The organism is Acidobacteriota bacterium, from assembly GCA_016713675.1.
Classification (GTDB): domain Bacteria; phylum Acidobacteriota; class Blastocatellia; order Pyrinomonadales; family Pyrinomonadaceae; genus OLB17.
Genome location: JADJOS010000001.1, coordinates 1,980,847 through 2,006,400, shown reverse-complemented (window position 1 = coordinate 2,006,400; position 25,554 = coordinate 1,980,847). Strand labels below are relative to the sequence as shown.

The window sequence follows — 25,554 nt, the reverse complement described above, 5'->3', positions numbered from 1 at the left end:
ATGGATAATCTCAGCAATTCCGGGCTGCTTTGGCCGAATTTCCAAAAGATTTAAGTTCTTCGCGGTTTACCAACATTTGGGCTAAAGCCGGGATTTCGTTCTTTGCTAACCACTAGCTAACGCTGGTGGCAACTCATAAAAACTACTTAAACTTCTCCGGATGCAGATACCGCGCGACCTGCTCCATCGCATCAACCAACCTCGGCCCGGGCCGCGACAGCAGATCGGCGTTTACCGTATATACGCGTCCCTCTTTCACCGCGTACGAATTCTTAAAAGCGTCGTTCGGCTCTTTGTTGTCCGGGCTATCGGACAGGATGATCGCCCCCGGCCGCAATGCGACAGCCGTTTCCTTACTGATTTTCGGATATGCGCTTGGGATCTCTGCGGTAGTGGAAATACCACCAGCGGCAGCTACGAGTTGATTAAGAAACGAGCCGCTGCCGATAGTGAATAAAGGTTCTCGTGAAATCTGCACGAACACTCTGACTCGACCATCGTCTAACTGCATGGGACCGCTTTGAGGAAGATCACGGAGGGCGACATTGATCGCCGCTACACGCTGCTCAAGCGCGTCCGCGACAAGGCTTGCCGTATCACCGGTGCCCAAGATGTCGCCGAGTGTCCTGATACTCTTAAACACTTGTGCAAGATCAGTCGGATTCGTCACATACACGGCGATCCCATTCGCCTCAAGCGTCTTTGTAAAATTCTCGATCTGTGATGCAGTCGAAACGAAGACGATGTCAGGTTTGAGGGCGACGATGGATTCCATATTGGGGTTCATCGTATCGCCGATCTTGCCTATTTGCTTGGCTTGCTCGGGATAGTTGCAGAAAGTTGTAACGCCGACGAGCCGGTCGCCTGCTCCGACGGCGAAGATGCTCTCGGTCAGGTTTGGTGCCAGAGATACGACACGCGTGACGTTTGTTGGAATCGTGACCTTTCGGTCTAGATCGTCAGTCACGACACGCATCGGTCGTATCGGTTCGGCAGTCGTATTTGAATTCAAATTCGACGTGCTGCGACACGCAGAAAATGACGATAACAACATCAGAGCTACAATTGCCTTGTTTACAAATTCTCCCGGCACTCTCAAAACCATAAAACTAAATCGAAAATATGAAAGCTGAAATTTCAAGTTTGAGATCAAAAAACGCCCTGCTGTTCGCGTCGAAATAGATCGAAGTCGAAAAACAAGGCGTTCCAAAAACTAACTTGAAATACTATGTCTGCCGGCGATGTTTTGACGCGAAACATCTATCTGGGCAATAACATCTGAGGCAGGCGTTCTGACTGTGACAGTGACGCGATCGTGCGGGATTTTCACCCGTCTTTCCCTGTTAGGCCGAATCTTGAAAAGTCGGCACCCCAATGCTAGAGATTGTTAAAGATCAAGTGGCAGATTATTGCCTTTCCCATCGCCATTGTCAATTTCGAAGCATGCTCCGATGCATTTGAACCGCGTTCACGGAAATGGAATCAATTCCAAGCAACTTTTTTCTTGATTTGGGATACGAAAGGCTTATAATCGCTGTGTCCACCTCGATCAACAGGATTCTTATCATATGACGAATGTCCTTCGTGCCGCTGCGTTTTGTGTTGTATTACTTACCACTCTGTCCGCGTTTTTGCTGCACACATCCGCTGCGAAAGAGGACATGGTTGCCAAACTCTTGCTGCTTCCCGGGCCGCCGCCGCCGAACCCGTTAGTGAAGCCTTATCGCGACCGCGGAACTGACTTTTACAGCAAGAGCAAAGTACCCGCAGATAATGCCTCCGATGAGGACCTGCTGGAATACTGGCGTATTCAAAGCGAATCCTATCAAAAATTAAGGTACATGCCTGAGCCCTCTGCCCGTTCGCTGGGCCGCATCAAGAAAGAGATCGAACGCGACCCGAAAAAGCTGCTCGAATTCCTGAATCTTTTTATTAAGGAAAAGGACGGTTTCGAGTTTGTAAAAGACCTATATGACGGACAAGGAACAACCGGTGCATTTGATAAAGACCAGCGTTCGACAATAAAGAACTGGCTTACATATAACAGTCCATATTTTAGTAACGACCTGGTGCGCGGGGCGCAGCAGGTGAGTGATGCAGATAGCTACGTTACCAACCAAGAAGAGCTCCTTGCTCTTGCGAAGTTCGATTTTGATAAGGCCAAACCGCTGATCGACCGTCTGGTCGCCGACAGCAGTTCGCGAGCATCGCTGGCACTTGCAAAATGGGCACTTTATAAGCACGCTCTCGAAACCGATTCTCTCGGAGATATCGAACGATATCGTGACGAACTCAAAGCGATCGTCGAGGACAAAAATAATCCTGACGGCATGCGTGATCTTGCAATGGACGCTCTTTCGAGTGAAAAGGACTGGTCAGGCCGAGATGATTGGTACTTCGGTTTATTGGAAGACCCGACCCTCGTCGGAATGCAGCGTTTTACCGGCCTCACGACTCTTCCGTTGATGTCGCCTGACGAAAAATACGTCGAAAAGATGATCGAGCTTTTGAAAAGCGGTAATCCGGTCGTCCGCGGAGCAGCAATAAGAAATCTTACGCTCAAGATCGACAGTGGAAATGTCGAGATCATCCGTGCTCTACTTCCCTGGCTCGAAGACCCAAAATGGGCCGTCGACAACAGCAACGTTCGCGAACAACTCCTCTACAAACTCGCTGAGATCGAAATGCCTGAATCCGTTCCGGGCTTGATCCAGATTCTCAATGAGCAAGTTTCGCGTCCCGGCTCTTCGGCAAACACCGCGGCGAACGCTGCAAAGCCTACGAGCAATGTGCGAGTCGCGAATACGGCATCAAACACCGCATCGACAAGCATAACGGACGAGTATGTTGCGCCTGCGATGCGTGGTGCCGCTGTTCGGGCTTTGGCGAAACAGAAGGACGGGCGTGCGGTGCCGTCATTGCGGCGCATCCTTCCCGAGGGCGAAGATTATGAGAAATCTCAAGTGATCGGGGCGATACTGGCATGCGGCGGATATGCGGTGGCGGAGCAAATGGATGCTCTCGATGCGGCCGCAAAGGGCGTCCGCGAAGAGATGGACACGGAGGAAAATCCCGCCGCCTCGAATGCGGCAGCCAATACCTATTTAGAGACCGCAAATACGAATGTTGCGATTCGCGGCAATCGGCCGTTCACCGCTGCGGAAATTAAAGCTCAGCTTGCAATACAGCTACTAGCTTCGACCGAGATATCGAACGATCTCGCTGGCGCACTGGTCAATCGCATCGAGGGCCTCGACAAGACAAATCCGCGTCTTTCTGCCGCATTCCGCAAGATGATCCTCCGTTGGCAAAATAACGTGATCAATGCACTAATGCTCCGCGATGTTAAAAATGACATTGCCGGCGTTGACATCGTCGTGCGATTGTTAAGTCAACGAAAAGTGCTTCGAGAAAATCAGGCCGCAGAGGTCATTGACGCCGGAAGCGGTTCATCGACAGGAAAGGGGATCGCTGCATGTATCCTGGACGAAGAGGCCGCATACGCTGCGATTCTGGATAGTGACGAAGTGATTGCCAAGACCGCGATGTTCGCGTGTGCACGCATGATCCGAGGCGTTCTCCCGATCGCGAAGGTCGCCGAGAGCCTGTCATCGACGAACAAACGACTTGTCACGGCCGCCGAACGTTATCTCGAAAGTGAGGATTCGCCCGAGGCTCGTGCCCTCGTCCTTGCCCGCTATCCCAATGAAGCTCGGATAACCGGAGCCAGCTCTGCATTTTACGTCGATGGTGCTCCTGACAGTTACAGCGAATATCTATATCTCCTGTACGCCAGTATTGGCGATAATTCGCTCTACAACGGCTGGGGTGGAGGAGAAAGCACCGATATTAAGGCCATTGAAAAACGTCTTCAGGACGAGGTCAAAAAAACTTCCGATCTGCTCGGTGTTTACTATTACGATGTCAACTACATACGGATTTACAGCGATCGAGTTCTATTCAGTTGGGATGAGGACGAGAACCGTTACCGCGAACGGCCATTGACCGAGTATGAATTCAACGAATTGAAAACGTATCTTACTGACAATAACGTCGATTCGCTCAAACCGTTCCTCGGCTGCGGAGGTGAATATTGCATTTCTAAAGAACTCCTGATGCTCGGGAAAAACGGCGGCCGGCGAGTCTATGTCAGTGGCGAGGGTTATGATTTCTTTGTTGGACTGGATAAGTACTTTGCTCGTCTTAAAGAGCCGCAGGCGGTCGTGAAGTATGCAATGAGTCGCGACATTCCCGGCCTCGAACTCGTTCTCTCAGATGACGACAAACATGTCGAAACTGTCTGGAAAGAAGGCTCTGATCTGCTCGTCGTTGTGAGTGATATGGAGATCCGCAAAAAGGTCGACGAAGAGATCGAGAAGGCCGTCGTAAGCGAAGATGGTGAAGTTCAGCCAGGGACCGAAACAAATGAATATGAACTTCGCGAAAAGCTAAAGGTAAAACGCGAATGGGAAGGATATGCGTGGCACAAAGTTGCCGGAGGCATTCTCGGCGAAGGTGTTGCACAACCGCCGTCTGCGGAGTACATCCCTCTCAAGGACGGGCTTGCCGTCCCTCCGGACCCCGAACGATGGAAGGCTCGCGTCGGTGCCGTCGAGATCAGGACATCGTCCGAAGGCCTGTATAAGGTCACTGGAGGCCGGATCACCAAGATCAGGGACGGCTTGTATCTAAATCCATTTTTGACACCAGCCGGCCGGTGGCTGCTCGTTAACAAGTCGAACGAAGAAAGCGGCGACTCGCTGATGCGCGTCGACCTGATGACAACTAAGGAGTTTCGCGTTGACGTCGAAGGTTTTGGCCGTCCGACACCGCGGGCATTTATTCCGACCCTGAACAAGGTGCTGATCGCATATCAAAGCGAATATGAGGATTACCTTTATGAAACAAACGAAGATCGGCGAATGCCTGACACCGACCCTGACTCAATGTTCCTGGTCGATGCGGTAACCGGAGCAATGCAGCCCGTCCGCGGCGAATTCAGGCCTTTGTCGCAACAGACCTTCCGGCCGTTGCAGAAGGCCTCACTGCCGAACGAATATTGGGGCGCGATCATTGACGCCGAAAAAGGCAGCACCCAGGTCGGCATTTACGAAACGCGGACATTCGGTTTCAAGCCCTTGCTGACTCTGCCAAAGATCGCCTTTAACAGCATGGATATGTACGTCGACGAAGCTGCTAAAAAGGTATTTTTCGTCTATCGCGGACACCTACTTGCCGTTCCGTTGCCGAAGTAGGGAGTGTCCAACAGTTGTAGCGTTTTGATGGAATTTAGCTGAAGAGCTTTGCGTGATAGAGATCCGGCTTGCCGCAAAGGCTCTTCAACGCCACATTAAGGGCGGAATTAGAGAAAGTTCTGTATCGATCCGACAAAACGTAAAGTAATACGACGCCGAGTGTTTCGTTTTGACAGAAAACGCGTATTTCGACCGCCGCCCTGCATTTCAATCATTCACCCGCTTCCGCCGTTGCCGCCGCTCGCTCCGCAAACCAATCGACCAACCACCTAAAAATCCGGACTCTTGGTGCGAGGCAGCGGCATCTCTCAGCGTTTGCTTTTTGCCCCCAAAAACTGTTTAATAGTTGTTTGCTCAAATGGGCAAGATCTTAGCCGAAAGGAGGTGAGAAAATAAATGGCATTTATATCCGTTAACAATAACGAATCGATCGAGTCGGCACTGCGCCGCTTTAAGCGGAAAGTGATCAGCGAAGAGATCATCAAGGATCTGAAAAAGCATTCTCACTTCATTCCGCCCGGTCAAAAAGCAAAACTCAAATCGGCAAACGCTCGCAAGCGTAACCGCAGGCGTTTTCGTCAGCAGCGTCCGATGAACAACGCAGGACCAGCTCGTCCGTCAGGGCCGATGGGCCGTTAGTTCGGTAAAGTAAATGAAAAAGTGAAAAGGTGAAAATGCGTTTTGCGCCTTTCACCTTTTCGCTTTTTTACTATCAACAATGTCAAAACCACGAATTTTATTGACCAATGACGACGGCATCCATGCCGACGGGATCGCCGCACTCGAGGCGGCTCTCGTCGAGATCGGCGACGTGTACGTCGTCGCTCCCGAATCGGAAATGAGCGGTGCGTCGCATAGCCTGACCTTGGCTCGGCCGCTGCGCATCCGCCAGGTCGACAGCCGCCATTGGACGGTCGACGGCACTCCGACCGACTGTGTTGTAATGGCCCTGAATCAGATTCTCTCTGCCGACGAACGCCCTCATATCTGCTGCTCAGGAATCAATCACGGGGCAAATCTCGGCGATGACGCTTCGTATTCGGGAACAGTCGCCGGAGCTCTCGAGGCAACGATCCTCGGCGTTCCGGGGCTCGCGTTCAGTCTCGTCGCGTATCGCGATCATGATTTTACCGAATCAGCCCGCATCGCCCGCGAAGTTACGGCCAAGGCACTGGCGGAGGGAATCCCGGAATCGACATTGCTAAATGTAAATGTACCGAAAGGCGTGCCGGTTGGCATTCGCATCACAAAGCAAGGATTCAAGACGGCCCGCCCGATCATAAGGGAACACATCGACCCTCGCGGCAAGCCATACTATTGGATCGGTGAGGTCCGTGAAGGTTTTCGTGCCGAGGGCGGCACCGATTTCGAGGCGATAGATGAGGGATTCGTCTCCGTTTCGCCAATGCGGGCCGATATGACAAATCATCGTGCGCTCGAGATCTTATCAGCCTGGAATACATAAGGTATGAACGGTATGTCACCGAAACGGAATAATGAGGACGGCTTCGAATTGCTGCGGCGATCGATGACAGAAAACCTGCGGACTCATTACAAGATCTCGGACGAACGCGTCCTGGAGGTAATGAGCCGCCTGCCGCGACACGTCTTTGTTCCGGACGCACTGCGTTCCCAAGCATACAAAGACAACGCCCTGCCGATCGCGGCGGGACAGACAATTTCGCAGCCGTTCATCGTGGCAAGAATGACCGAATTGCTTGGACTTGTCGGCACAGAAAAGGTCCTTGAGATCGGTGCAGGAACAGGATATCAAACCGCCGTACTTGCCAGCCTGGCGCGAAGAGTTTTCGCGATAGAGCGGCTGCCGAATCTGGCTGACGAAGCTGATCGTCGATTAAGGTCACTTGGGTTCACAAATGTAACGCTTAAAGCTGCTGACGGCACGGTCGGATGGGACGCGTATCAACTGTACGATGCAATACTCGTCGCGGCCGGCGGGCCGGTCGTACCGGAACCGCTTATCAAGCAGTTAAAGGTCGGCGGAAGGCTTGTGATCCCGATCGGCGATGAACAGCGGTCTCAGATGCTCATCCGCGTCACTCGCACGACATCAGGAAACACCTCCGAGAATTTTGGGCCATGCGCGTTCGTTCCTCTGATCGGCGAATACGGCTGGCAATAAACGGACAATCTTATGGAATCAATCGTTGATTTACTTTATCAGATCAAGGAATATCTAAATCCAAAGATAATTATCGACTGGATGCTGCTCAAGCTCGGGATCTGGGTCTATCTTGGTTTATTCCTCATTGTCTTTGCCGAAACAGGTCTTGCGATCGGCTTTTTTCTTCCGGGAGACTCTCTTCTGGTCGTCGCCGGACTTTTTGCGGCGGCCGGAAAGTTAAATTTGGCTGTGCTGATGATCACGCTTTTCGTGGCCGCAGTTGTAGGCGATGCGGTCGGTTATTATTCGGGCAAGAGAATTGGCCCCGCAATATTCAGCCGTCCGAAATCTCGATTCTTCAATCCGAAACATCTCAAAAAGGCTCACAGTTTTTATGAGAAACATGGTGGAAAAACGATCATTATTGCCCGTTTTGTTCCCATCGTTCGCACTTTCGCACCTATCGTTGCCGGAGCCGCCGATATGTCTTATCGACAGTTTGTTACTTACAACGTAGTCGGAGGATTTGCCTGGGTTGTCAGCATGCTGCTTGCAGGCTATTTTCTCGGCGGGGTCGTTGAGCAGTTTATGCGAAGCGTTTTCGGGATCGAGAATTTTCTGCTCGAAGACCATATCGACAAGGTCGTCATTGTCGTCGTTTTTCTTTCGCTGCTGCCGATCATCTTCGAATTTGTAAAGGCCTGGCGAGAAAAACGACGCGGCGGCAACAACGACGCCGATACTGAAACAGATACTGATTTGACTAAGTCAGACGAGTAACCTACACTCTTACTTTGGTCGGCGGGGCGTGGCTCAGTCTGGTAGAGCGCTCGGTTCGGGATCGAGAGGTCGGAGGTTCGAATCCTCTCGCCCCGACCATAAATTTCCGAAAAGCATAAAGCAGCTTAGCTTGATGCTTTTTTTTATTTTGTAGTCACGGTCGGTTTCGGCTTCATTTCCCAAAGGACATTTACGATCACCCAACGGCCGTTGGATTTGGCGATATGTAGATAATCGACCCAATCCGACGCCACGACCTTTACACTTGCAGTATTGCCGAAAACGTCAAGAATAGTTACATCCTTTTGCTGTTTCTCTTTTGGCGTGTCTTTTCCTCCGCCGCGTTTGACGCCTTGAACTAGACTCATGGCACTCATTTGTCCAAGCGAACTTCGGCCCTGCGCGTCTGTGCGGACGATCCGTTTTGCAAGATCGGGATGAAGTGCACGCTCCATGCGGTCCGGGTTTCCTTCGTACCAACCCTCGATATAATCGAGTGCGGTCGCCTTAATGGCTTCCTTATCGGCATCTAGAATCGCCGTCTGGGCTGAAACGTTCAGAACGGTAAATATAAATAGAAAGAATGTACCAATGATGACCTTACGCATCTAATTGACCTCCAATTGGGTTGGTATCTAGATCTCTAAAAAGCACTAGTCAATTTGATACGTCGCAACGCTGGTTGGGGTTTCGTAGCAGCGGACCTTGTGAACCTTGACGCGTTCATCGGCAATGCGGGTATTCAGATATTCAAGAAAATAACGGGCCAGGTTCTCAGCGGACGGGTTTAGTTCTTCGTCGAACGGCGGCAGTTCGTTTATATTTCGGTGGTCAAGATATTTAACGATCTCATCGGCGGCAGATTTAAGATCGCCAAAATCGATCAGCAGGCCGATGTTGTTCAGTTCCTCTCCACGCGCAAAGATCTCGATCTTATAATTATGCCCGTGCAGATTCTCACACTTCCCCTTGTACCCACGCAACTGGTGAGCCGATGAGAAATTGCGCTCGATCATTACCTCAAAAAAAGCCGCCATAGACCTCGATTATACCGCACTCTTGACGTCCGGTTGAAAAATTGCGTCGACATCGGAAAGATCGCCGGTTATCCGCATTCTCGGCAAGCTGTTCAGAAAATCACGTCCGTAGCCTTTCGATCTCAAACGTGGGTCGAGGATGGCGATCACGCCTCGGTCGGTCGAGCTGCGGATCAAACGGCCGATTCCTTGTTTCAGCGAGATCACAGCCTGAGGGACGCTGTAGTCGAAAAACGATTTGCCTCCATTCTCGTCAATAAAACGGCTGCGCGCTGCGACGATCGGGTCCGTCGGGACGGCGAACGGGAGTTTGTCGATGATGACGCACGAAAGCTGTTCGCCGCGAACATCGACGCCCTGCCAAAAGCTGGAAGTGGCGAAAAGAACGGCATTAGGCGTTTCCCGAAACTTTTCGAGCAGGCCGGTTTTTGCCATTGTTCCCTGCAAAAAGCACGGATATCCGATCCGCGACGAGACCAACTCGTACAATGCCGTCATTGACGAATTGCTAGTACACAGAACGAAAGCATGCCCGCGTGTAACCTGCACGATCTTGACGATCTCTATCGCCGCCGCGTGCGTAAATTCCGGAGAGCGCGGATCCGGCATCACCTTTGGCAAATAGACTATCGCCTGTTTTTCGTAATCGAACGACGAAGGAGCCGTGAGTGAGGTAGTTTTCGCCGGCGACAATCCCAAGCGATCACGGATAAAATTAAAACTGCCGTTCGCCGACAAGGTCGCGGAGGTCAAGACGCAGGTGTCGACCTTGTCGAACAGCTTCTCCTGCAGCAATGCCGAAACATCGACCGGCGAAGCCTGCAAAAATATGCCGCGTCCGCGTTTTTCGAGCCAATAGACGTAGTTCCGGTCTGCCTGTTTTATGATAAATCCCAGATCGAATCGAGTCTGTCTGATGCGTCTGACGACACTGTCAGCCTCAGGGATCTTTGCTGAGAATACATCGATCTCCGTCTCGAGCTGGCCAAGAGCCGAGTCGAGCGCCTCGTATGCCTCGCCGTGCGTAGTCGGCTGCGGCTGGCCATTTGCACCGCGCTGCGAAAAACTGTCCGGCATCAGCGGGAAACGCCCTTCGCTGCCGCGAGCTTGCAGGAATCGGATCCAAAATTGCTCCGCCAGACCGATAACCTTTGCCGATTTCCGCAAAATTCCCGCTGTCGCGATCGCGTCCGTTATCGGCAGCGTGTCGGCATCGCGAACGAGTTCGTCGATCTGAAACGTTGAGACCTGAAACCCAAAGTAATCGGCAGCGATGTCTTCGATCAGATGTGCTTCATCAAAGATCACGGCGGCGTAATCCGGCAAAACCTTTCCAAAATTGTTGCCACGAACGTTGAGGTCGGCGAAGAATAAGTGATGATTTACGATGACAATATCCGCCGCCTCAGCGTTCGTACGCATACGTGTGATAAAGCACGGTTCGTAATCAGGACATTTCTGGCCGATACACGTGTCGCTTTTGGCGTTTATTCGGCTCCAGAATGAAAGATTTTCAGGAAGATACGTCAGTTCGGCTCGATCGCCGGTTTTGGTTTCCAGAACCCAATCGCGGACCTCTTTGAAATGATCGATCTCACCGATGCCGTCGAGGATTGGCTGATGGTCGGATTTCGCAATGCGATAAAGACAGGCGTAATTCGAACGGCCCTTCATATACGCGGCCTTGAATTTTTTGGGCAATATCTTTTGCAGAAACGGAATATCCTTTTCCATCAACTGTTCCTGCAAGTTTTTCGTGCCCGTCGAGATTATTATTCGAGTCTTTTTTGCCAATGCGGCGGCGATCGCAGGCGTAAGATACGCAAGTGTCTTGCCGGTTCCGGTTCCGGCTTCGACGATCAGGTGTTTTTTCTCGGCGAATGCGGTCGTTATCGCCTCGGCCATTCTGACCTGGCCCTCGCGATATTCGTATGCATCGTGGTGCTGCGAGATCAGCCCGCCGCACCCGAAAACACTGTCGATCAGATCATCTTCCATGTTAAAGCGCGGGCCGAACTTCTAAATTCATTGACTTCGATCGCCGATTTGTTAAAATCATTTTTTGCGAACAATACAATTGAAACCTAATTTTCAGACCGTCGCCAATGTTGTTTATCGTGCCGCGGTCTTTTTGCGAACTAACACAAAATCTAGAGTCTAGTGGTTTTGTGGCGTAAATTCGATTTCTCCTGCGATATTTTGCATTTCTTATTGTCTGAAACCGTCTACATCTTTTAGGAGCTCATTTTAATGTCATCAAATTCAATGACCGATACGAGGCGTAATGCCATTTTGTGTTTAGTCGTCCTAACGCTTATCGCTGCCGCATTTCTGCTTCCTTTCAAACGGCCGGCCTCCGCAGCTCAGGGAATGGTACCTCAGACTGCGAGCCACGAGAATGAGCTTAATAACTACGATATCAGAACAGACAAATCGGCATTTGAAAAGATCGCTGCTTTTCGCAATACCGCCGGAAAAAGCGCGGTCGAGATCGCCGATGCCCGCGACGGATTTGTCGTTGGCGAACAGAACCTACGGCAGAATGTTCCATCGCTCAAGGTTGAATATAATTCTGATATCCGTATCCCTGAAGTGATCGGCCCCGACGTGAAGCAAGGCCGTGCATATTTGACGCGTCCGTCGTCAGCCAAGCGTTCAGACATTTTGAGAGAGTTTCTGCGACAAAACGCCGGCCTTGTCGGATCGACCTCGGAACAGATCGACGAGCTCAAGGTATTCGCCGATTACACCAATCCTGACGGTAACCTTTCGTTTGTCGAACTCAATCAAGACATCAACGGGATTCCGGTCTTCCGCGGAGAGGTTAAGGCCGGCTTCACCAAACAGGGCGAGATCATCCGAGTTATCAACAACCTCGCACCGGCGATCGATCACACAGCGGTGTCAGCTGAATTTGGTGATCCGCTTGCAGCAGTAAGGGCCGCGGCAGGGTATATCAATTCAGATATTTCGACGCTGAATATCAAGAGGGAGCAAACGGTTTCGAGCGAACTCAAAACGATATTCGGCACCGGCGACTCGGCAACGACTGCAGAGAAAATGTACTTTCCAACTGAGCCGGGTGTCGCGTTACCGGCTTGGCGCGTGCTTATTTGGCAACCTGTCAATGCCTATTACATTATCGTCGACGCCGCACACGGCACCATGCTTTGGCGTAAAAACATCACCGAAGATCAAACACAATCCGCAACTTACGGCGTTTACGCCAATCCCAACGCGATGATAAATGTTGCCGATAATCCATTTCCTTTTACGCCGGGCCCGACTTCGCCGAATGGGCAACAGGGCTCGCCGATATCGCGGACGAACATCACGCGCATTGGCAACGAAACACCTTATACATTCAATAACAACGGCTGGATCACTGACGGCGGCGACAGAACGGACGGAAACGCCGTGCAGGCCGGACTCGACCGCGACGGCGTTGATGGCGTGGACCCGAACAGCGAAGCGATAAACGCGGGCCGAACTTTTGCTTACACATACAGCCCTTTGAATCCAAATAGCAATACCGGCGAAGCACCGGTCGCCGTACCGCAGACCTATCCCGGAAGTGCGTTTCAGCAAGGCTCGGTGACACAGCTATTCTACATAACAAATTGGTATCACGACGAGTTATATCGTTTAGGATTTACCGAACAGGCTCGAAATTTCCAAGATTCAAATTTTGGGCGAGGCGGTGTTGAAAGCGACCGAATTCGCGGCGAAGGACAGGATTCTTCCGGAACGAACAACGCAAACTTTTCGACTCCGGCGGACGGCGGACGCGGACGGATGCAGATGTATATCTGGACCGCTCCGACTCCCGATATTGACGGAAATCTCGATGCCGATGTCGTAATTCACGAAATTACACACGGTACATCAAATCGTTTGCACGGCAACGGAAGCGGACTTTCGACAAATATGTCGCGAGGAATGGGTGAAGGCTGGTCGGATTGGTATGCCCATTGCTTGTTGTCTGAGCCATCGGACCCGATAAACGGAATCTATACGACTGGAAGTTATGACACTTATCTTTCGGGAGCAGGCTTGAACAATTACTATTATGCGATTCGGCGTTTTCCCAAAGCAGTTATGGCATTTACAGGCGGCCCAAACAATCGCCCGCACAATCCGCTAACATTTGCAGACGTTGATGCGACTCAACAGAACTTGAATGACGGCGCTTATCCGCCGCGGTTCAATACTACGGCTGACCAAGTTCATGCGGCTGGCGAAGTTTGGAGCACCGCTCTGTGGGAGGTTCGCGGACGATTAGTGACACGCCTCGGTTGGGCAGACGGAAACCGGCGGGTATTGCAGTATGTAACCGACGGAATGAAACTTGCGCCGATCGGCCCGACATTTTTGCAGGAACGTGATGCGATCATTGCCGCGGCTCAAAGTTCTCTGCCGTCCGGGCAAGCGAATCCCGACACCGCCGATGTTTGGGCAGGGTTTGCCATTCGCGGAATGGGCTTCAGTGCGGTTGTTAACAATCCGGGTTCAGGCAGTGGAACAGCACGGGTAACTGAGGCATTTGACCTGCCGAATTTATTGCAAACGCCATCATTCACAGTGTCCGATGCGACCGGAAACAATAATGGTTTTCCTGAACCCGGCGAAACCGTTTCACTGAGTATTCCGCTTTCTAATAATTCGGGCATCAATGCAACAAACACAACGCTGCAGGTTGCCGGTGGAAATTCGGTGAATTACGGCACGATCAACAACAATTCGACTGTGACGCAATCCGTTTTATATACCGTACCGGCGAATACGCCCTGCGGAAGTTCGATTAGCGTGACGTTTAATGTTGTAAGCAGTTTGGGGCCAACAAGTTTCACGCGAACATTGATAGCCGGTGTCCCGGTTGCGACTTTTACCGAATCTTTCGATAGCGTGACCGCACCGAACCTGCCGACCGGCTGGTTGACAGCTCAAAGCGGCTCGGGTGTGCTATTTGGAACGGTCACAAACAATACCAATTCCGCTCCGAATTCGGTATTTACGCCGAACACGGCGCTTATCGGAGGTGCGTCGTTGACCTCACCGGCGATCCCGATCACATCGGAGGCAGCAATTGTTACTTTCCGAAATAGGTACGACACCGAAGACGGTTGGGATGGCGGCGCGTTTGAGATCAGCATCAATGGCGGAGCGTTCACGGATATTTTGACCGCCGGCGGAAGATTTATCGAAGGCGGTTATAACGCCGCGGTCGGAACGGTTGCAAACAATCCGATCTCAGGACGGCCGGCATGGACGGGAACTTCGAGCGGCTTTATCACGACCAAGATCCAACTTCCGGCATCAGCTGCCGGTCAGAGCGTCAGCCTACGCTGGCTCTTCGGCGAAGACACTAATACCGCTTCGGTCGGTTGGTGGGTCGATAACGTCGAAGTTGCCGGAAACTACACCTGCAGTACGTTAAACCTCAGATCACGCGCCGACTTTGACGGTGACAGCAAAACTGACATTTCAGTTTTCCGCCCATCGGACGGCAATTGGTATCTGAATCGTTCGACCCAAGGGTTTACGGCACTTAATTTTGGCCTGTCGGCAGATATACCGACGCCGGGCGACTTTGACGGCGACGGAAAAGCCGATGTAGCCGTGTGGAGGCCTTCGGACGGAAATTGGCACCGGCTAAACAGTAGCAACGGCCAATACGTTGTCAATCATTTCGGATCGAATGGCGACATACCGCAGTCCGGTGATTTTGACGCAGACGGTAAGGATGATATCGCGGTTTTTAGACCCTCTAATGGCCTCTGGTATGTCCTCAACAGTTCGAACGGCATTATCACAATACTTAATTTCGGACTCAACGGCGATAAACCCGTGGCTGATGATTACGACGGTGACGGAAAGGACGACATCGCCGTTTGGCGGCCATCGACGGGCATTTGGTACAGAATGAACAGTGGAAACGGCCAATTCTTCGCGGTTCCATTTGGCTTGCCCGAAGATCTGCCGACGCCTGCCGACTATGATGGCGACGGCAAGACCGATGTCGCGGTCTATCGTCCATCGAGCGGCATTTGGTATCGCCTGAACAGCAGCAACGGCCAATTCGGGGCGATCGCATTTGGACTCAGTGGAGACATACCGGCTCCCGGAGATTACGATGGTGACGGTAAGGACGATCAAGCGGTCTATCGGGCCGGAATTTGGTATTTGAACCAGTCGCTCAGCGGCTTTTCAGCGTCATCGTTTGGGCTTCCCGGCGACTTGCCGATCCCTAATAAATACATTCCGTAAATGTAGTTAGCCGAAACGAGTGTCTTAGCAGTGATTTGTTACGCCAGAACTGCGTTATTTCATTGACGGCTGGTAATAAATCTGATAAAACATAGGGGATTCGTTTTAAAATTTTTGTTCACATCTACCGTTTAGCTTCTTTCGTCACGACGTTGCCATGTTTTGGAACGACGCGTTTTGATGTTTGAGTAATTCCAATTCCCGCGAATTTGGTCATCTTAGCCGAAGATCATTGCCACGAGATTTGAAAACTTCAGGATTTTAGCTTTTAGGAGGGCTTGGAAATGCAGAGACGTAAAAAGACAGAGACTCGAAAGGGTTTACTGTTGTGTTTATTTGTTTTAGGAATGGTTACGGCACTGACGATATTGCCGTATCAGTTCCGCTCATCGGCGACCGCGCCGAAGGGTTTAGTACAACGGACGGTCAGTGCTGATCCCGATATTCCAAAAATGTGGGATATTCGCGAATCGAAAGAAAGCATCGATGACCTAGCTCGGCTTCGCGACATGAGCGGGAAATCCGCTTCGTTGGTCGCCGACATCCGTGATGGATTCGTTCGCGGTGAAAGTGCTTTCAAGCAGACTCATCCGACAGCTAAGATCGACTACAACCTCGACATTCGAATTCCCGAATTGATGACACCTGATGTTTACCGTGCAAAGGTCGAATGGCTCACACCGCCATCATCGGCTAGCCGTGTTGAGATCCTCAGGAATTTCGTCAAACAGAACAACGAACTGATCGGTATCACCAATCAGGAAGTCGACGGATTGAAGGTCGCGGCGGATTACACCAATCCTGACGGCAATCTTTCGTATGTCCATCTCGAACAGAAATTCAACAACATTCCCGTATTCCGCGGCGAAGTCAAAGCCGGATTTACCAAGAATGGCGAGATCATCCGCGTGATCAACAACCTGGCTCCGGGTGTGGATGCAAGTCAGGTTTCACGGACCTTTAACAATCCGCTTGATGCAGTGCGTATTGCTGCTCAGCACATCAAACACGAACTCCGTCCTGAAGATGTTTCCAAGAACGAAGCTGAGTCGACTGATTTAAAAGCGGTCTTTGGCGGCGGCGACTGGGCAACAACTGCCGAAAAGATGTACTTCCCGACCGAACCTGGCGTTGCGGTTCCGTCATGGCGTGTCCTGATCTGGCGTCCGATCAATGCGTACTACGTGATCGTTGATGCACAGACCGGCATCGTACTTTGGCACAAGAACATCGCTGATGACCAGACCCAAGCGGCAACTTACAATGTTTATGCCAATGCTCCGTCGTATATCAACACTGCGGACCACGCAGCTCCATTGTCACCATACATCTCTGTTCCGCCCAACGACCCGACGGTCGGAGCTCAAGGTGTTTTAGGCTCGAGAACCAATCAAACTCTGATCGGTAATGAAGGTCCGCTTGCGACCATCAACCAACTCGGATGGATCAATGACAACACGAACATCACCGACGGTAACGCTAACGAAGCCGGTGTTGACCGTGTTGCTCCGAATGGCGTTGACGCACCGATGGTGGGCGACACCGCTTGTCCGGGTGCCGGATGCCGCGTCTTCTCTTCGACATGGAATCCTCCGCCGGGAATGCCCGCACCGGGCGATGACCCTCTAACTCCGCAAGCACAACGTGGAGCCGTTATTCAAATGTTTTACATTATGAACAAATACCACGACGAATTGTACCTGCGTGGATTTACCGAAGCGGCTCGCAACTTCCAGAACACAAACTTCACGGGAATGGGACTGGGCGCCGACCGCGTCTCGTCTGAAGGACAGGATTCATCAGGAACCAACAATGCTAACTTCGCAACACCGGCAGACGGCGGCCGCGGACGTATGCAGATGTTCCTCTGGACCGGTCCGACACCTGACCGCGATGGTACGGCTGATGCTGACATCGTTATTCACGAAGTCACTCACGGAACGTCAAACCGTCTGCACGGAAACGGCAGCGGCCTGGGCAACCAGGGCGGCATGATGGGCGAAGGCTGGGGCGACTGGTATGCACACACCATGCTTGCCGAGCCGACCGATAGCGTCAACGGCATCTATGGCCTTGGCGGTTATTCGCTTCTTAGCCTCGGCGGCACAATGACGTCGAACTATTATTACGGCATTCGCCGCTTCCCGACGGCGCTGATCGCTTCGACGGGCGGCCCGATGAACAAGCCGCACAATCCGCTGACCTTTGGTCACTTGAATGCCGGCTGCGACGCAACACTCGGAACGACCGCAACAGCGGTTTCCAGTGCATATCCACGTAATCCGGTTATCGCCACCTCGGGCAACTGCTCGCAGGTACATAACGCCGGTGAAATTTGGAAATCGGCACTTTGGGAAGTCCGCAGCTTGTTCATTGCACGTAACGGTTTCGCAACCGGTACGCGTGACGTACTTCAGGCCGTCACCGACGGCATGAAACTCACGCCGATCAACCCTAACATGCTGCAAGAACGTGACGGTATCATAGCCGCTGCAGCGGCTATGCCGCTTGCTCCGCAGAATGCCGGTTACGTCCTTGACGTTCGCGAAGGCTTCCGCCGTCGCGGTTTCGGATTCTCGGCATCGGTTACTTCGGCAACTGTCGTTACCGAAGCATTTGACTCAGCAGACCTGACCGCCGGTAACGGAACCGTGACCTCGGGCAACTTCCTGCTTGAGCCGAACGAATGCAACACGATGGACGTTCCGGTGACGAACAACTCGGGTAATCCGGCAACGGCCATCTCGGCTGTACTTTCGTCGGCAACGCCGGGCGTGACCATCACCCAGCCAAATTCGGCATATGCCGACCTCGCGGGTGGAGCTTCGGGAACAAATACGACTCCTTTCCAGGTGTCGCTTGACAACACCGTGGCTTGCTTCTCATCGGTCAACTTTACACTTACAGTCACCTTCACGGGTGCCGGCGGCGGTTCTCCTCATGTGAAGAACTTCTCGCTGCCGGTCGGCCAAGCTGGCCTCAATTATGTGTTCACACCCGGAATGGGAACGATCCCGGCGGGCGGAACATTGATCGCGGGCAGCCAGTTGGATGACGCTGCAGTTGCAGTTCCGCTTCCGATGGGCTGGTCATCGACCGTTTATGACGTCGCTGTTACTTCGCTCAGTGCGAGTACCAACGGCCAGGTAAACGTCAACGGTGCTGCAAACACAGCATTCACAAATGCCGCTCTTCCGACAGCTTCTGCCGGAGCCGGTGCGACATTGTTCCCGCTTTGGGATGACATGGACATGGATCCCGCGGACGTAACAAATGGCGGTATCTATACTCAGACAACCGGTATGGCTCCGAATCGCCAGTTCATTATCGAATGGCGCGGCCAGCACTTTGCTGAATCCACCAACGGGCCTATTAATGTCAACTATGCTTTGGTCCTAACAGAGGGCACGAGCAATGTGGATTACATCTACGCGTTGACCGGTATCGCACCTAACGCAAATGGCGTAAGTGCAACGGTCGGCGTTCAAAAGGCTACGACCGGCACGACGTTCACACAGCACTCGTTCAATAGTGCAGTGATCACACCGGGATTGAAGCTGAGCGGCGTCCTTCCGGGCGGCGTTTGTACACCGGGAACAGGCCCATGCGGTCCTGCGGTTCCGGACAATCCGCGTGCTGACTTCGATGGCGACGGCAGGACCGATCTTTCGGTATTCCGTCCGTCAGAAGGCAATTGGTATCTTCAAGGTTCGACAGCCGGATTCTCAGTTATCAACTGGGGAACATCGACTGACGTTCTGATTCCGGGCGACTACGACGGCGACGGCAAGGCTGACACGGCCGTGTTCCGAGCCAGTTCAAACCCGGCTGATAGCGATTACCTCATCCTCAAGAGCAACGGCTTTGTATATCAGGGCCTCTCATGGGGTGTTCCTGACGACGTTCCTGTCTCGGGCGACTATGACGGCGACGGCAAAACCGACCTATCGGTATTCCGTCCGTCCACGAACGTTTGGTACGTTCTGAACAGCAGCAACGGTTCAAATACCGTTGAGCCTTTCGGATCGGCTGCTGATGTTCCGCTCGCGATCGACATCGACGGTGACGGCAAGACCAATCTGGCCATTTATCGTCCGTCTGAAAACACCTGGTATATCGCCAAACCTACCGGCACGCCGGCAACGAACTTCGTCGCTGTTCCGTTCGGTACGACAGGCGATAGGATCGCACATGCCGACTTTGACGGTGACGGCAAAGATGACATCGCGGTATTCCGTCCGTCAGACGGTACGTGGTACATCCGCAAATCGTCCGATGCCTCGACCATAATCCAGGCATTCGGAACGAATGGCGATGTTCCTGTTCCGGGAGACTACGACGGTGACGGCAAAGATGACGTTGCGGTCTACCGTGCCGGAACCTGGCATGTACTCGGCTCGACGGCCGGCTATTCGGTCCAGGCATTTGGTGTCGGCAGCGACATCCCTGTCCCGAACCGCTATCTTCCGATAGTGGCGGGCGGCGGTGGCGGTGCTGTGACCGTTAGTTTCAACGGTGCGACCGCCATTCCGGATAATGTTCCGGCTGGCGTCAACATTCCGCTGATCGTTGCCGGTGTTGGAACCGTTGCTGATATGAACTTCAGCTTCGATAACGACCCTATGGGCACCTGCGATGCAACCGTTGGTGATGTCGATTGTGGTATCAACCATAGTTGGGTTGGTGATATTATCATTAAGATCACACCGCCTGACGGCTCGCCAACAGTTACGATCTATGATCGTCCCGGCGTACCGGTGCCGAACACAGTTGGTTGCAGCAACAACAATCTCGGAAATATCCTGTTGAACGATGAAGGCGGATTCCCGTCGATCGATCTTCAGGGTAATCCGACGCCCGGTGCTTGCAACACTGCATTGCAGTTTCCGACCGGCAACTTTTCACCATTTAGCCCAATGAGTGCTTTCGATGGTGAGAACGCTGACGGGACTTGGACGATAAATGTTTCTGACAATGCCGGTGCTGACACCGGTACGGTACGGAGATTTTCATTTATCTTCAACTCGGGGAATTAGTCCTCTTCAAAGCCGGCTCCAATAGTCCGGCTTTGGATACAAACCTTAAGCAGGGCCAAGTTCGACTTGGTCCTGCTTTTTTATTTTCGTTTCGTGAGGCTGCCCCCGGGGCAGAGTATAAAGATTGACATTCACGCCGCCTGAGCCTATTTTTTAAATAGCACTTTCATCGACTTTTGGGCCGTTCCCTCCGTCAAAACAGTTAGTTCCGTTTATTGTTTTCAGGAGTATCATTCACATGCAAGAACGCTTCGATAAAGCTGTTTTACTAAAGCTGTCCGTCATGGCTGCAGTCGCCGCGATCGCTGTTTTCGGTTTTGGAAGTTACGGCGATCCAACTCAGGGCGTCTCCGCCGCGTCAAGCGGCCCGTCTGCCTCTCATACCGGAGCTCCGGGCGAAGCGAATTGCACCTCATGCCATTCAGAATTCCCGGTCAATTCGGGTGAAGGAAACATCTCGATCACCGGCATTCCCGCCCTCTATACGCCGGGACAACAGATCCAGGTCACGGTGACCACCTCTCAGGCAAATGCGGTCATTTATGGCTTTCAACTCACTGCGATCAATGCTATCGGCGAAAAGATCGGGGTGTTCACGCTTCCAAATGAACCTCAGCCGAGATCACAGATCGTCACAGGTCTGGTAGGCGGCCGTGAACGCAAGTACGTCGAACACACCGAGAGCGGCCTCTTCCTTCCGATGACGTTTGGGTTCAACAGGTGGATATTCACCTGGACCGCACCCGCATCGCGCGGCGGCAGGGTCGGGTTTTATGCGGCAGGAAATGGAAGCGACAGCAACGGTGCTCCCTCAGGCGACTATATATACACCACATCGGCGGCAACGACGTCCGGCAGCCCTGTTTTCGACTTTGACGGCGACAATAAGACAGATGTGAGTATTTACCGTCCGAACGGCGGTTCCGGCGGCGAGTGGTGGTGGTCGAGATCATCGAACGGCGGAAATGGAGCTGTGCAGTTCGGGACTGCGACCGATGTCATCGTTCCGTCGGATTTCACTGGCGACAACAAGACGGACATCGCCTTCTTTCGTCCTTCGACCGGTTTCTGGTATGTGCTGAGGAGCGACGACTTTTCGTTCTTCGCATTTCCATTCGGTTCCGGCGGCGACGTTCCTGTACCTGCTGACTATGACGCCGACGGCCGGTCCGATCCGGCTGTGTTCCGACCTTCGAACAGCACTTGGTTCATCGCCAATTCAGGCGGCGGCACGGCCATACAGCAATTCGGTATCGCGGGCGACCTTCCGGTTCCGGCTGACTACGACGGCGACGCCAAGGCCGACATCGCGATATACCGGCCGAGCCTCGGCCAATGGTGGCTTGCCAGGAGCAGTGCGGGAACTGTCGCGTTCGAGTTCGGCACGGCGACGGACAAGGCAGTATCGGGCGACTATACCGGCGACGGCAAGGCCGATGTAGCGTTCTGGCGTCCTGCGACCGGCGATTGGTACATTTTGCGAAGCGAGAATAACAGCTACTTTGCGTTCCCGTTCGGAATTGCCTCTGATCTGCCGGTGCCCGGCGACTACGACGGTGACGGAAAGTATGACGCCGCCATCTTCCGCCCGTCGAACTCAACGTGGTTCGCCCAACGCTCGACCGCCGGAACACTCATCCAGCAGTTCGGCCAATCCGGCGATATCCCGCTTCCGAATGCTTTTGTTCGGTGACCGAGGTCGAGGCTTCCCGGACGCCGAATGTTATTTTGAATGAAAAGAAAACCTTCAAGTTCACGACTTTGACATAGCAGCAAGACCCATAAGAAAGCCCGCCGAAACCTTATGGTTCAGCGGGCCCTTCGGAAGAAACATTGAATATCCGTTACGGTTTGGTCGGAGTGGTGGCCATCTCCGGCCTTGCCAATGCCGGTCCTTGAACAACAGGCATCGGGGTATCGCCGCCGCGGGATGAGTTTGACGGCGGATTGCCCATTGGCACCGGCTGGAGGATCGATGCGGGACGAATCTGTCCGCCCTGTGCGGCATTCGATGTGTCCGGACGTGTGATCCGCGGTGTAATGAAGAACAAGATCTCGTTCGTGTTACGAGAAACTCCCTTTCGCTTAAAAAGGTTGCCCAGCAACGGGATCCTCGAGATTCCCGGCGTGCGGTCGGTGCTCTCGCGTTCGTCGTCGAACAAAACACCGCCAACAACGGTCGTTCCGCCATCGGGAACCGTTACCTGGGTCGTCATACTCTGGGTGTTGATGGCCGGAGCGGCTCCGCCAACGATCGTCGCGGTCGAGCTGTTTTCGGCAATAACATTGAGAATGACCGTACCAAGATCCGTGATCTGAGGCGTAATGGCCAATCGAAGAGGAACGTCAACATAGGTCGTCGTCGCAATAACTGCACCACCCGCGGCACTGCCCGGCTGGATCGTTGTGACCGGAATTTTGGTTCCGCTCTTGATCTCCGCCGGACGATTATTCAGAGTTGTGACGCGAGGTGTTGCAATGACCTTAGCCTGGCCTTTCTGTTCACCGGCAGAGATCATCGCGTTGATCTGAGCGGTTCCAAAAACGCCGGTCGTCAAACCGATGACCGTGTTTGCGATCTTCGAAAACATATCGTTGCCCACAGCACCATTAGGGATACTCGGAGGTACCGGCAAACCAAATGTATTGCCCGGCAGCGTTCCGCCGGCTGCTCCGCTTCCGCGGGGGCCGGTCAGAATCGCGCCTAGCTGGACACCGATATCGCGGCTAAAGTTTCGCGAAGCCACAACGATGCGTGCTTCGATCTCAACCTGCGGTTCCGGTTGGTCAAGATATGAGACTAGCTGGCGGATCGCTTCTATATTTTGTTTGACATCGGTGATGATAAGCGTGTTGCTGCGGCCGTCAACTTCGACCGTTCCGCGACGCGAAAGGCGTTTTTTGACAATGCCGAGAATTCCCTGGTCGCTTCCGCCGCTGGAACTGCTGCTATCTCCGCCTGATGGACCGCCGCTCGACGTTCCGGTGGTCAAACCACCCGCACCGCCGGCATCGCCGCTGAGCGTTCCCGAGGCACGTGCATAATTGAGCCTGAGAAATTCGGTATAAAGAGGCGAGCCATCGATCGCACCGTCCATTAATTTTGAACGAAGGTCTATCTCGTCCGAAAGCACTTTCGAATCGACAACTCGCAGGATGTTGCCGTTGACCTGTGCATTCAGCGACTGCGACTGCAGAACCGAATCGAGGGCGACGTTCCATGGAACATCGTTGAGCTTTACCGTCACCGGTACTTCTTTGACCGATTTGTCGATCACAAAGTTGATACCGTACTGATCAGTTATATAGCTGAGAATGTCGCGGATATCGGCATTCACAACGCTGAGATTGATCGGTTCGCCGCGAAATCCGGCGTCGCCGTAGCGAAGCCCTTCAGATTTGGGATCGACCTTTTGAGCCGTTGCTGAGATTGCCAGCACGGCGACTATCAGAAAAGCGAATGCGGTACGCTTTACCACGTCGCTGATGATGATAAGAGAATTCATGTTTCCTCCGTTACAGAAATGATCTTTCGGAAAAGATCGGATTGAAATGTTCATCAGATTAGGATCGCAAGGGTCTGCGATCGCAAAAATTGCTATTTGCCGGCTTTCGCAGCCTTGGCAGGCTTTTTGGCAGGCTTCTTCTTTGTATCGTCGACGGCCGGCGCGTTGTTCATCTCATCGACCGGCGATATGATCGGTCCTGCGGGTGAACCAATGACTGGAGCAGCTGCGACCTGGACGGGCTTGTTCTCATCTTGCGATGGAGCTGTTCCCTGGACGACCGCCTTCATATTGTATTGCTGCAGCGGCTTGTCTTCGACAGAGGCGACGAATTTGCCCGGGGCAGTCTTCGTGACCTTGCGAAAAATGAGTTTGTTCTCCTCGACAGCGACGAGTTGTCCGTCAAAGAATTTCTCACCGGGATAGATCGTGTATGAAAGCTTGATCGGTGTCGCCTCGACCATTGCGGCATAACCTCTCGGCGTCTTAAAGATGCCGGTGACGATCATTTCGCTGAGAGTCAGAACGCTGGTGACTTTCGGCAGCGGTTGGCCATTTGCCGCGGCTTGTTCTCTGAGCCGCTTGTAATATTCAATGCGTGCCTCGATCATTGGAGGGCCGTAGTTCACGGGCGTCGCGGCTACTCCGGTTTTCGAACCGGCTGACGGATTATTCACCGGTGCCGGCTTCTTTTCCTTTGCCCAGCTCGCCTTAGCGAATGGATCGCGTTGGGCATTTACCGACGAGGACTGTCCGCTCACGAGCACGAATGCTATTGCGATCGCGGTAAGGCAAGCTAATCGTATTGGTGTCGATTTGTAGATCATGGCTTTTTTCTCTTCTATTACTCGATAGGTGGGTGTGAAGTGTTACTTGGCAGGAGCGGCCGCAGGTGCCGGAACTGTTCCGGGGGCCGGGGCTGTTCCGGGGACCGGGGCTGCTCCGGGGGCTCCGGGAGCCGCAGCCGAATTGAGATCAGTTGGTGCCGCATAATATGCCGTCAGCAGGAACTGAGCATGCAGCGTTTTGTTCTCCGATTGCTTTTCAAGCTGATTGATCTTGAAATCGGTGATCGAAACGATACGCGGCAGTTTAGCCATGCTGTCAAAGAATGCACGCAGGTTGTTAAAGTTACTGTCAACCTCGACCTCGACCGGCTTGGCCATTATCATGTCCTGCTGAGTCTCGTCACGCGGACTGAACCGCATCACGATCAATCGGGCGTCGTTTGCAGTGTCCTGCAGGCCCTGAAGGACATTGGTCAGCTCACGCTGTTCCGGCAGTAGAACCTTGAGTTCTTCGTATTCAGCGGCCTTGCTGGCATAGAGCGAGCGAAACTCGTTTATACGCTGCGTGGCTAATCGTGCGGTCTCATTCTTCTGCTGAAGCTGAGCGACCTGGTCCGTTAGCGTCGTGATCTCTGCCCGCGTTTCGCTGGTCACAAAGTACCAGACGCTGGCGTAGATCAGCGATGCGACGCCGACGAGGATCATTAGCTGGAAGTGCCATTTGAGGTTTTTGATTTTCTCTAACATTGTAGTTTCCTTG

General features: G+C 52.8%; 15 protein-coding genes and 1 tRNA gene. 9 read left to right on the top strand and 7 right to left on the bottom strand.

Annotation, left to right across the window (positions count from 1 at the left end; genetic code table 11):
- Positions 1-142 precede the first annotated feature (142 nt).
- Entirely contained in the window at positions 143-1,012 is an 870-nt protein-coding gene (locus IPK01_09230) for a cobalamin-binding protein (GenBank protein ID MBK7933665.1), read from the bottom strand.
- Positions 1,013-1,568: 556 nt separating this feature from the next.
- Between IPK01_09230 and IPK01_09225 the strand changes: the two genes are divergently transcribed.
- The 6 genes from IPK01_09225 to IPK01_09200 all read left to right on the top strand — a co-directional run bounded on the left by IPK01_09225 (position 1,569) and on the right by IPK01_09200 (position 8,259).
- Entirely contained in the window at positions 1,569-5,255 is a 3,687-nt protein-coding gene (locus IPK01_09225; GenBank protein ID MBK7933664.1) for a HEAT repeat domain-containing protein, read from the top strand.
- A 396-nt stretch (positions 5,256-5,651) separates the two neighbouring features.
- Positions 5,652-5,894: a 30S ribosomal protein S21 gene (locus IPK01_09220; protein MBK7933663.1), complete on the top strand. Its 243-nt coding sequence runs from the start codon at positions 5,652-5,654 to the stop codon at positions 5,892-5,894.
- A gap of 79 nt (positions 5,895-5,973) precedes the next feature.
- A complete protein-coding gene (gene surE, locus IPK01_09215) occupies positions 5,974-6,720 on the top strand; it encodes a 5'/3'-nucleotidase SurE (protein ID MBK7933662.1) in 747 nt (248 codons plus the stop codon).
- A gap of 63 nt (positions 6,721-6,783) precedes the next feature.
- Positions 6,784-7,398 (top strand): protein-L-isoaspartate(D-aspartate) O-methyltransferase, encoded by a 615-nt coding sequence (locus tag IPK01_09210; protein MBK7933661.1) that lies wholly within the window; start codon positions 6,784-6,786, stop codon positions 7,396-7,398.
- A 12-nt stretch (positions 7,399-7,410) separates the two neighbouring features.
- Positions 7,411-8,160 (top strand): VTT domain-containing protein, encoded by a 750-nt coding sequence (locus IPK01_09205; GenBank protein ID MBK7933660.1) that lies wholly within the window; start codon positions 7,411-7,413, stop codon positions 8,158-8,160.
- A gap of 22 nt (positions 8,161-8,182) precedes the next feature.
- Positions 8,183-8,259, top strand: a tRNA-Pro gene (locus IPK01_09200).
- Positions 8,260-8,303: 44 nt separating this feature from the next.
- On the opposite strand, the gene IPK01_09195 is transcribed toward IPK01_09200, so the two are convergent.
- From IPK01_09195 to IPK01_09185, 3 genes are read right to left on the bottom strand one after another with little or no spacing between them, the layout of a single operon-like run.
- Positions 8,304-8,768, bottom strand: a complete 465-nt coding sequence (locus tag IPK01_09195; GenBank protein ID MBK7933659.1) for a nuclear transport factor 2 family protein — start codon at positions 8,766-8,768, stop codon at positions 8,304-8,306.
- A gap of 45 nt (positions 8,769-8,813) precedes the next feature.
- Positions 8,814-9,197 (bottom strand): 6-carboxytetrahydropterin synthase QueD, encoded by a 384-nt coding sequence (queD, locus tag IPK01_09190; protein MBK7933658.1) that lies wholly within the window; start codon positions 9,195-9,197, stop codon positions 8,814-8,816.
- A 9-nt stretch (positions 9,198-9,206) separates the two neighbouring features.
- Positions 9,207-11,195, bottom strand: a complete 1,989-nt coding sequence (locus IPK01_09185; GenBank protein ID MBK7933657.1) for an ATP-dependent DNA helicase — start codon at positions 11,193-11,195, stop codon at positions 9,207-9,209.
- Between the two features lie 252 nt (positions 11,196-11,447).
- Between IPK01_09185 and IPK01_09180 the strand changes: the two genes are divergently transcribed.
- From IPK01_09180 to IPK01_09170, 3 genes are all read left to right on the top strand, one after another.
- Positions 11,448-15,464 (top strand): M36 family metallopeptidase, encoded by a 4,017-nt coding sequence (locus IPK01_09180; protein ID MBK7933656.1) that lies wholly within the window; start codon positions 11,448-11,450, stop codon positions 15,462-15,464.
- Positions 15,465-15,748: 284 nt separating this feature from the next.
- A complete protein-coding gene (locus tag IPK01_09175) occupies positions 15,749-20,500 on the top strand; it encodes a M36 family metallopeptidase (protein ID MBK7933655.1) in 4,752 nt (1,583 codons plus the stop codon).
- A 238-nt stretch (positions 20,501-20,738) separates the two neighbouring features.
- Positions 20,739-22,193, top strand: a complete 1,455-nt coding sequence (locus IPK01_09170) for a hypothetical protein (GenBank protein MBK7933654.1) — start codon at positions 20,739-20,741, stop codon at positions 22,191-22,193.
- A gap of 151 nt (positions 22,194-22,344) precedes the next feature.
- On the opposite strand, the gene pilQ is transcribed toward IPK01_09170, so the two are convergent.
- The 3 genes from pilQ to pilO all read right to left on the bottom strand — a co-directional run bounded on the left by pilQ (position 22,345) and on the right by pilO (position 25,541).
- Complete coding sequence (gene pilQ / locus IPK01_09165; protein MBK7933653.1) at positions 22,345-24,006, bottom strand: type IV pilus secretin PilQ; 1,662 nt, start codon at positions 24,004-24,006, stop codon at positions 22,345-22,347.
- Between the two features lie 92 nt (positions 24,007-24,098).
- Positions 24,099-24,833, bottom strand: a complete 735-nt coding sequence (locus IPK01_09160) for a hypothetical protein (protein MBK7933652.1) — start codon at positions 24,831-24,833, stop codon at positions 24,099-24,101.
- 42 nt (positions 24,834-24,875) lie between these two features.
- Positions 24,876-25,541 (bottom strand): type 4a pilus biogenesis protein PilO, encoded by a 666-nt coding sequence (pilO, locus tag IPK01_09155; GenBank protein MBK7933651.1) that lies wholly within the window; start codon positions 25,539-25,541, stop codon positions 24,876-24,878.
- Between the last annotated feature and the right edge of the window lie 13 nt (positions 25,542-25,554).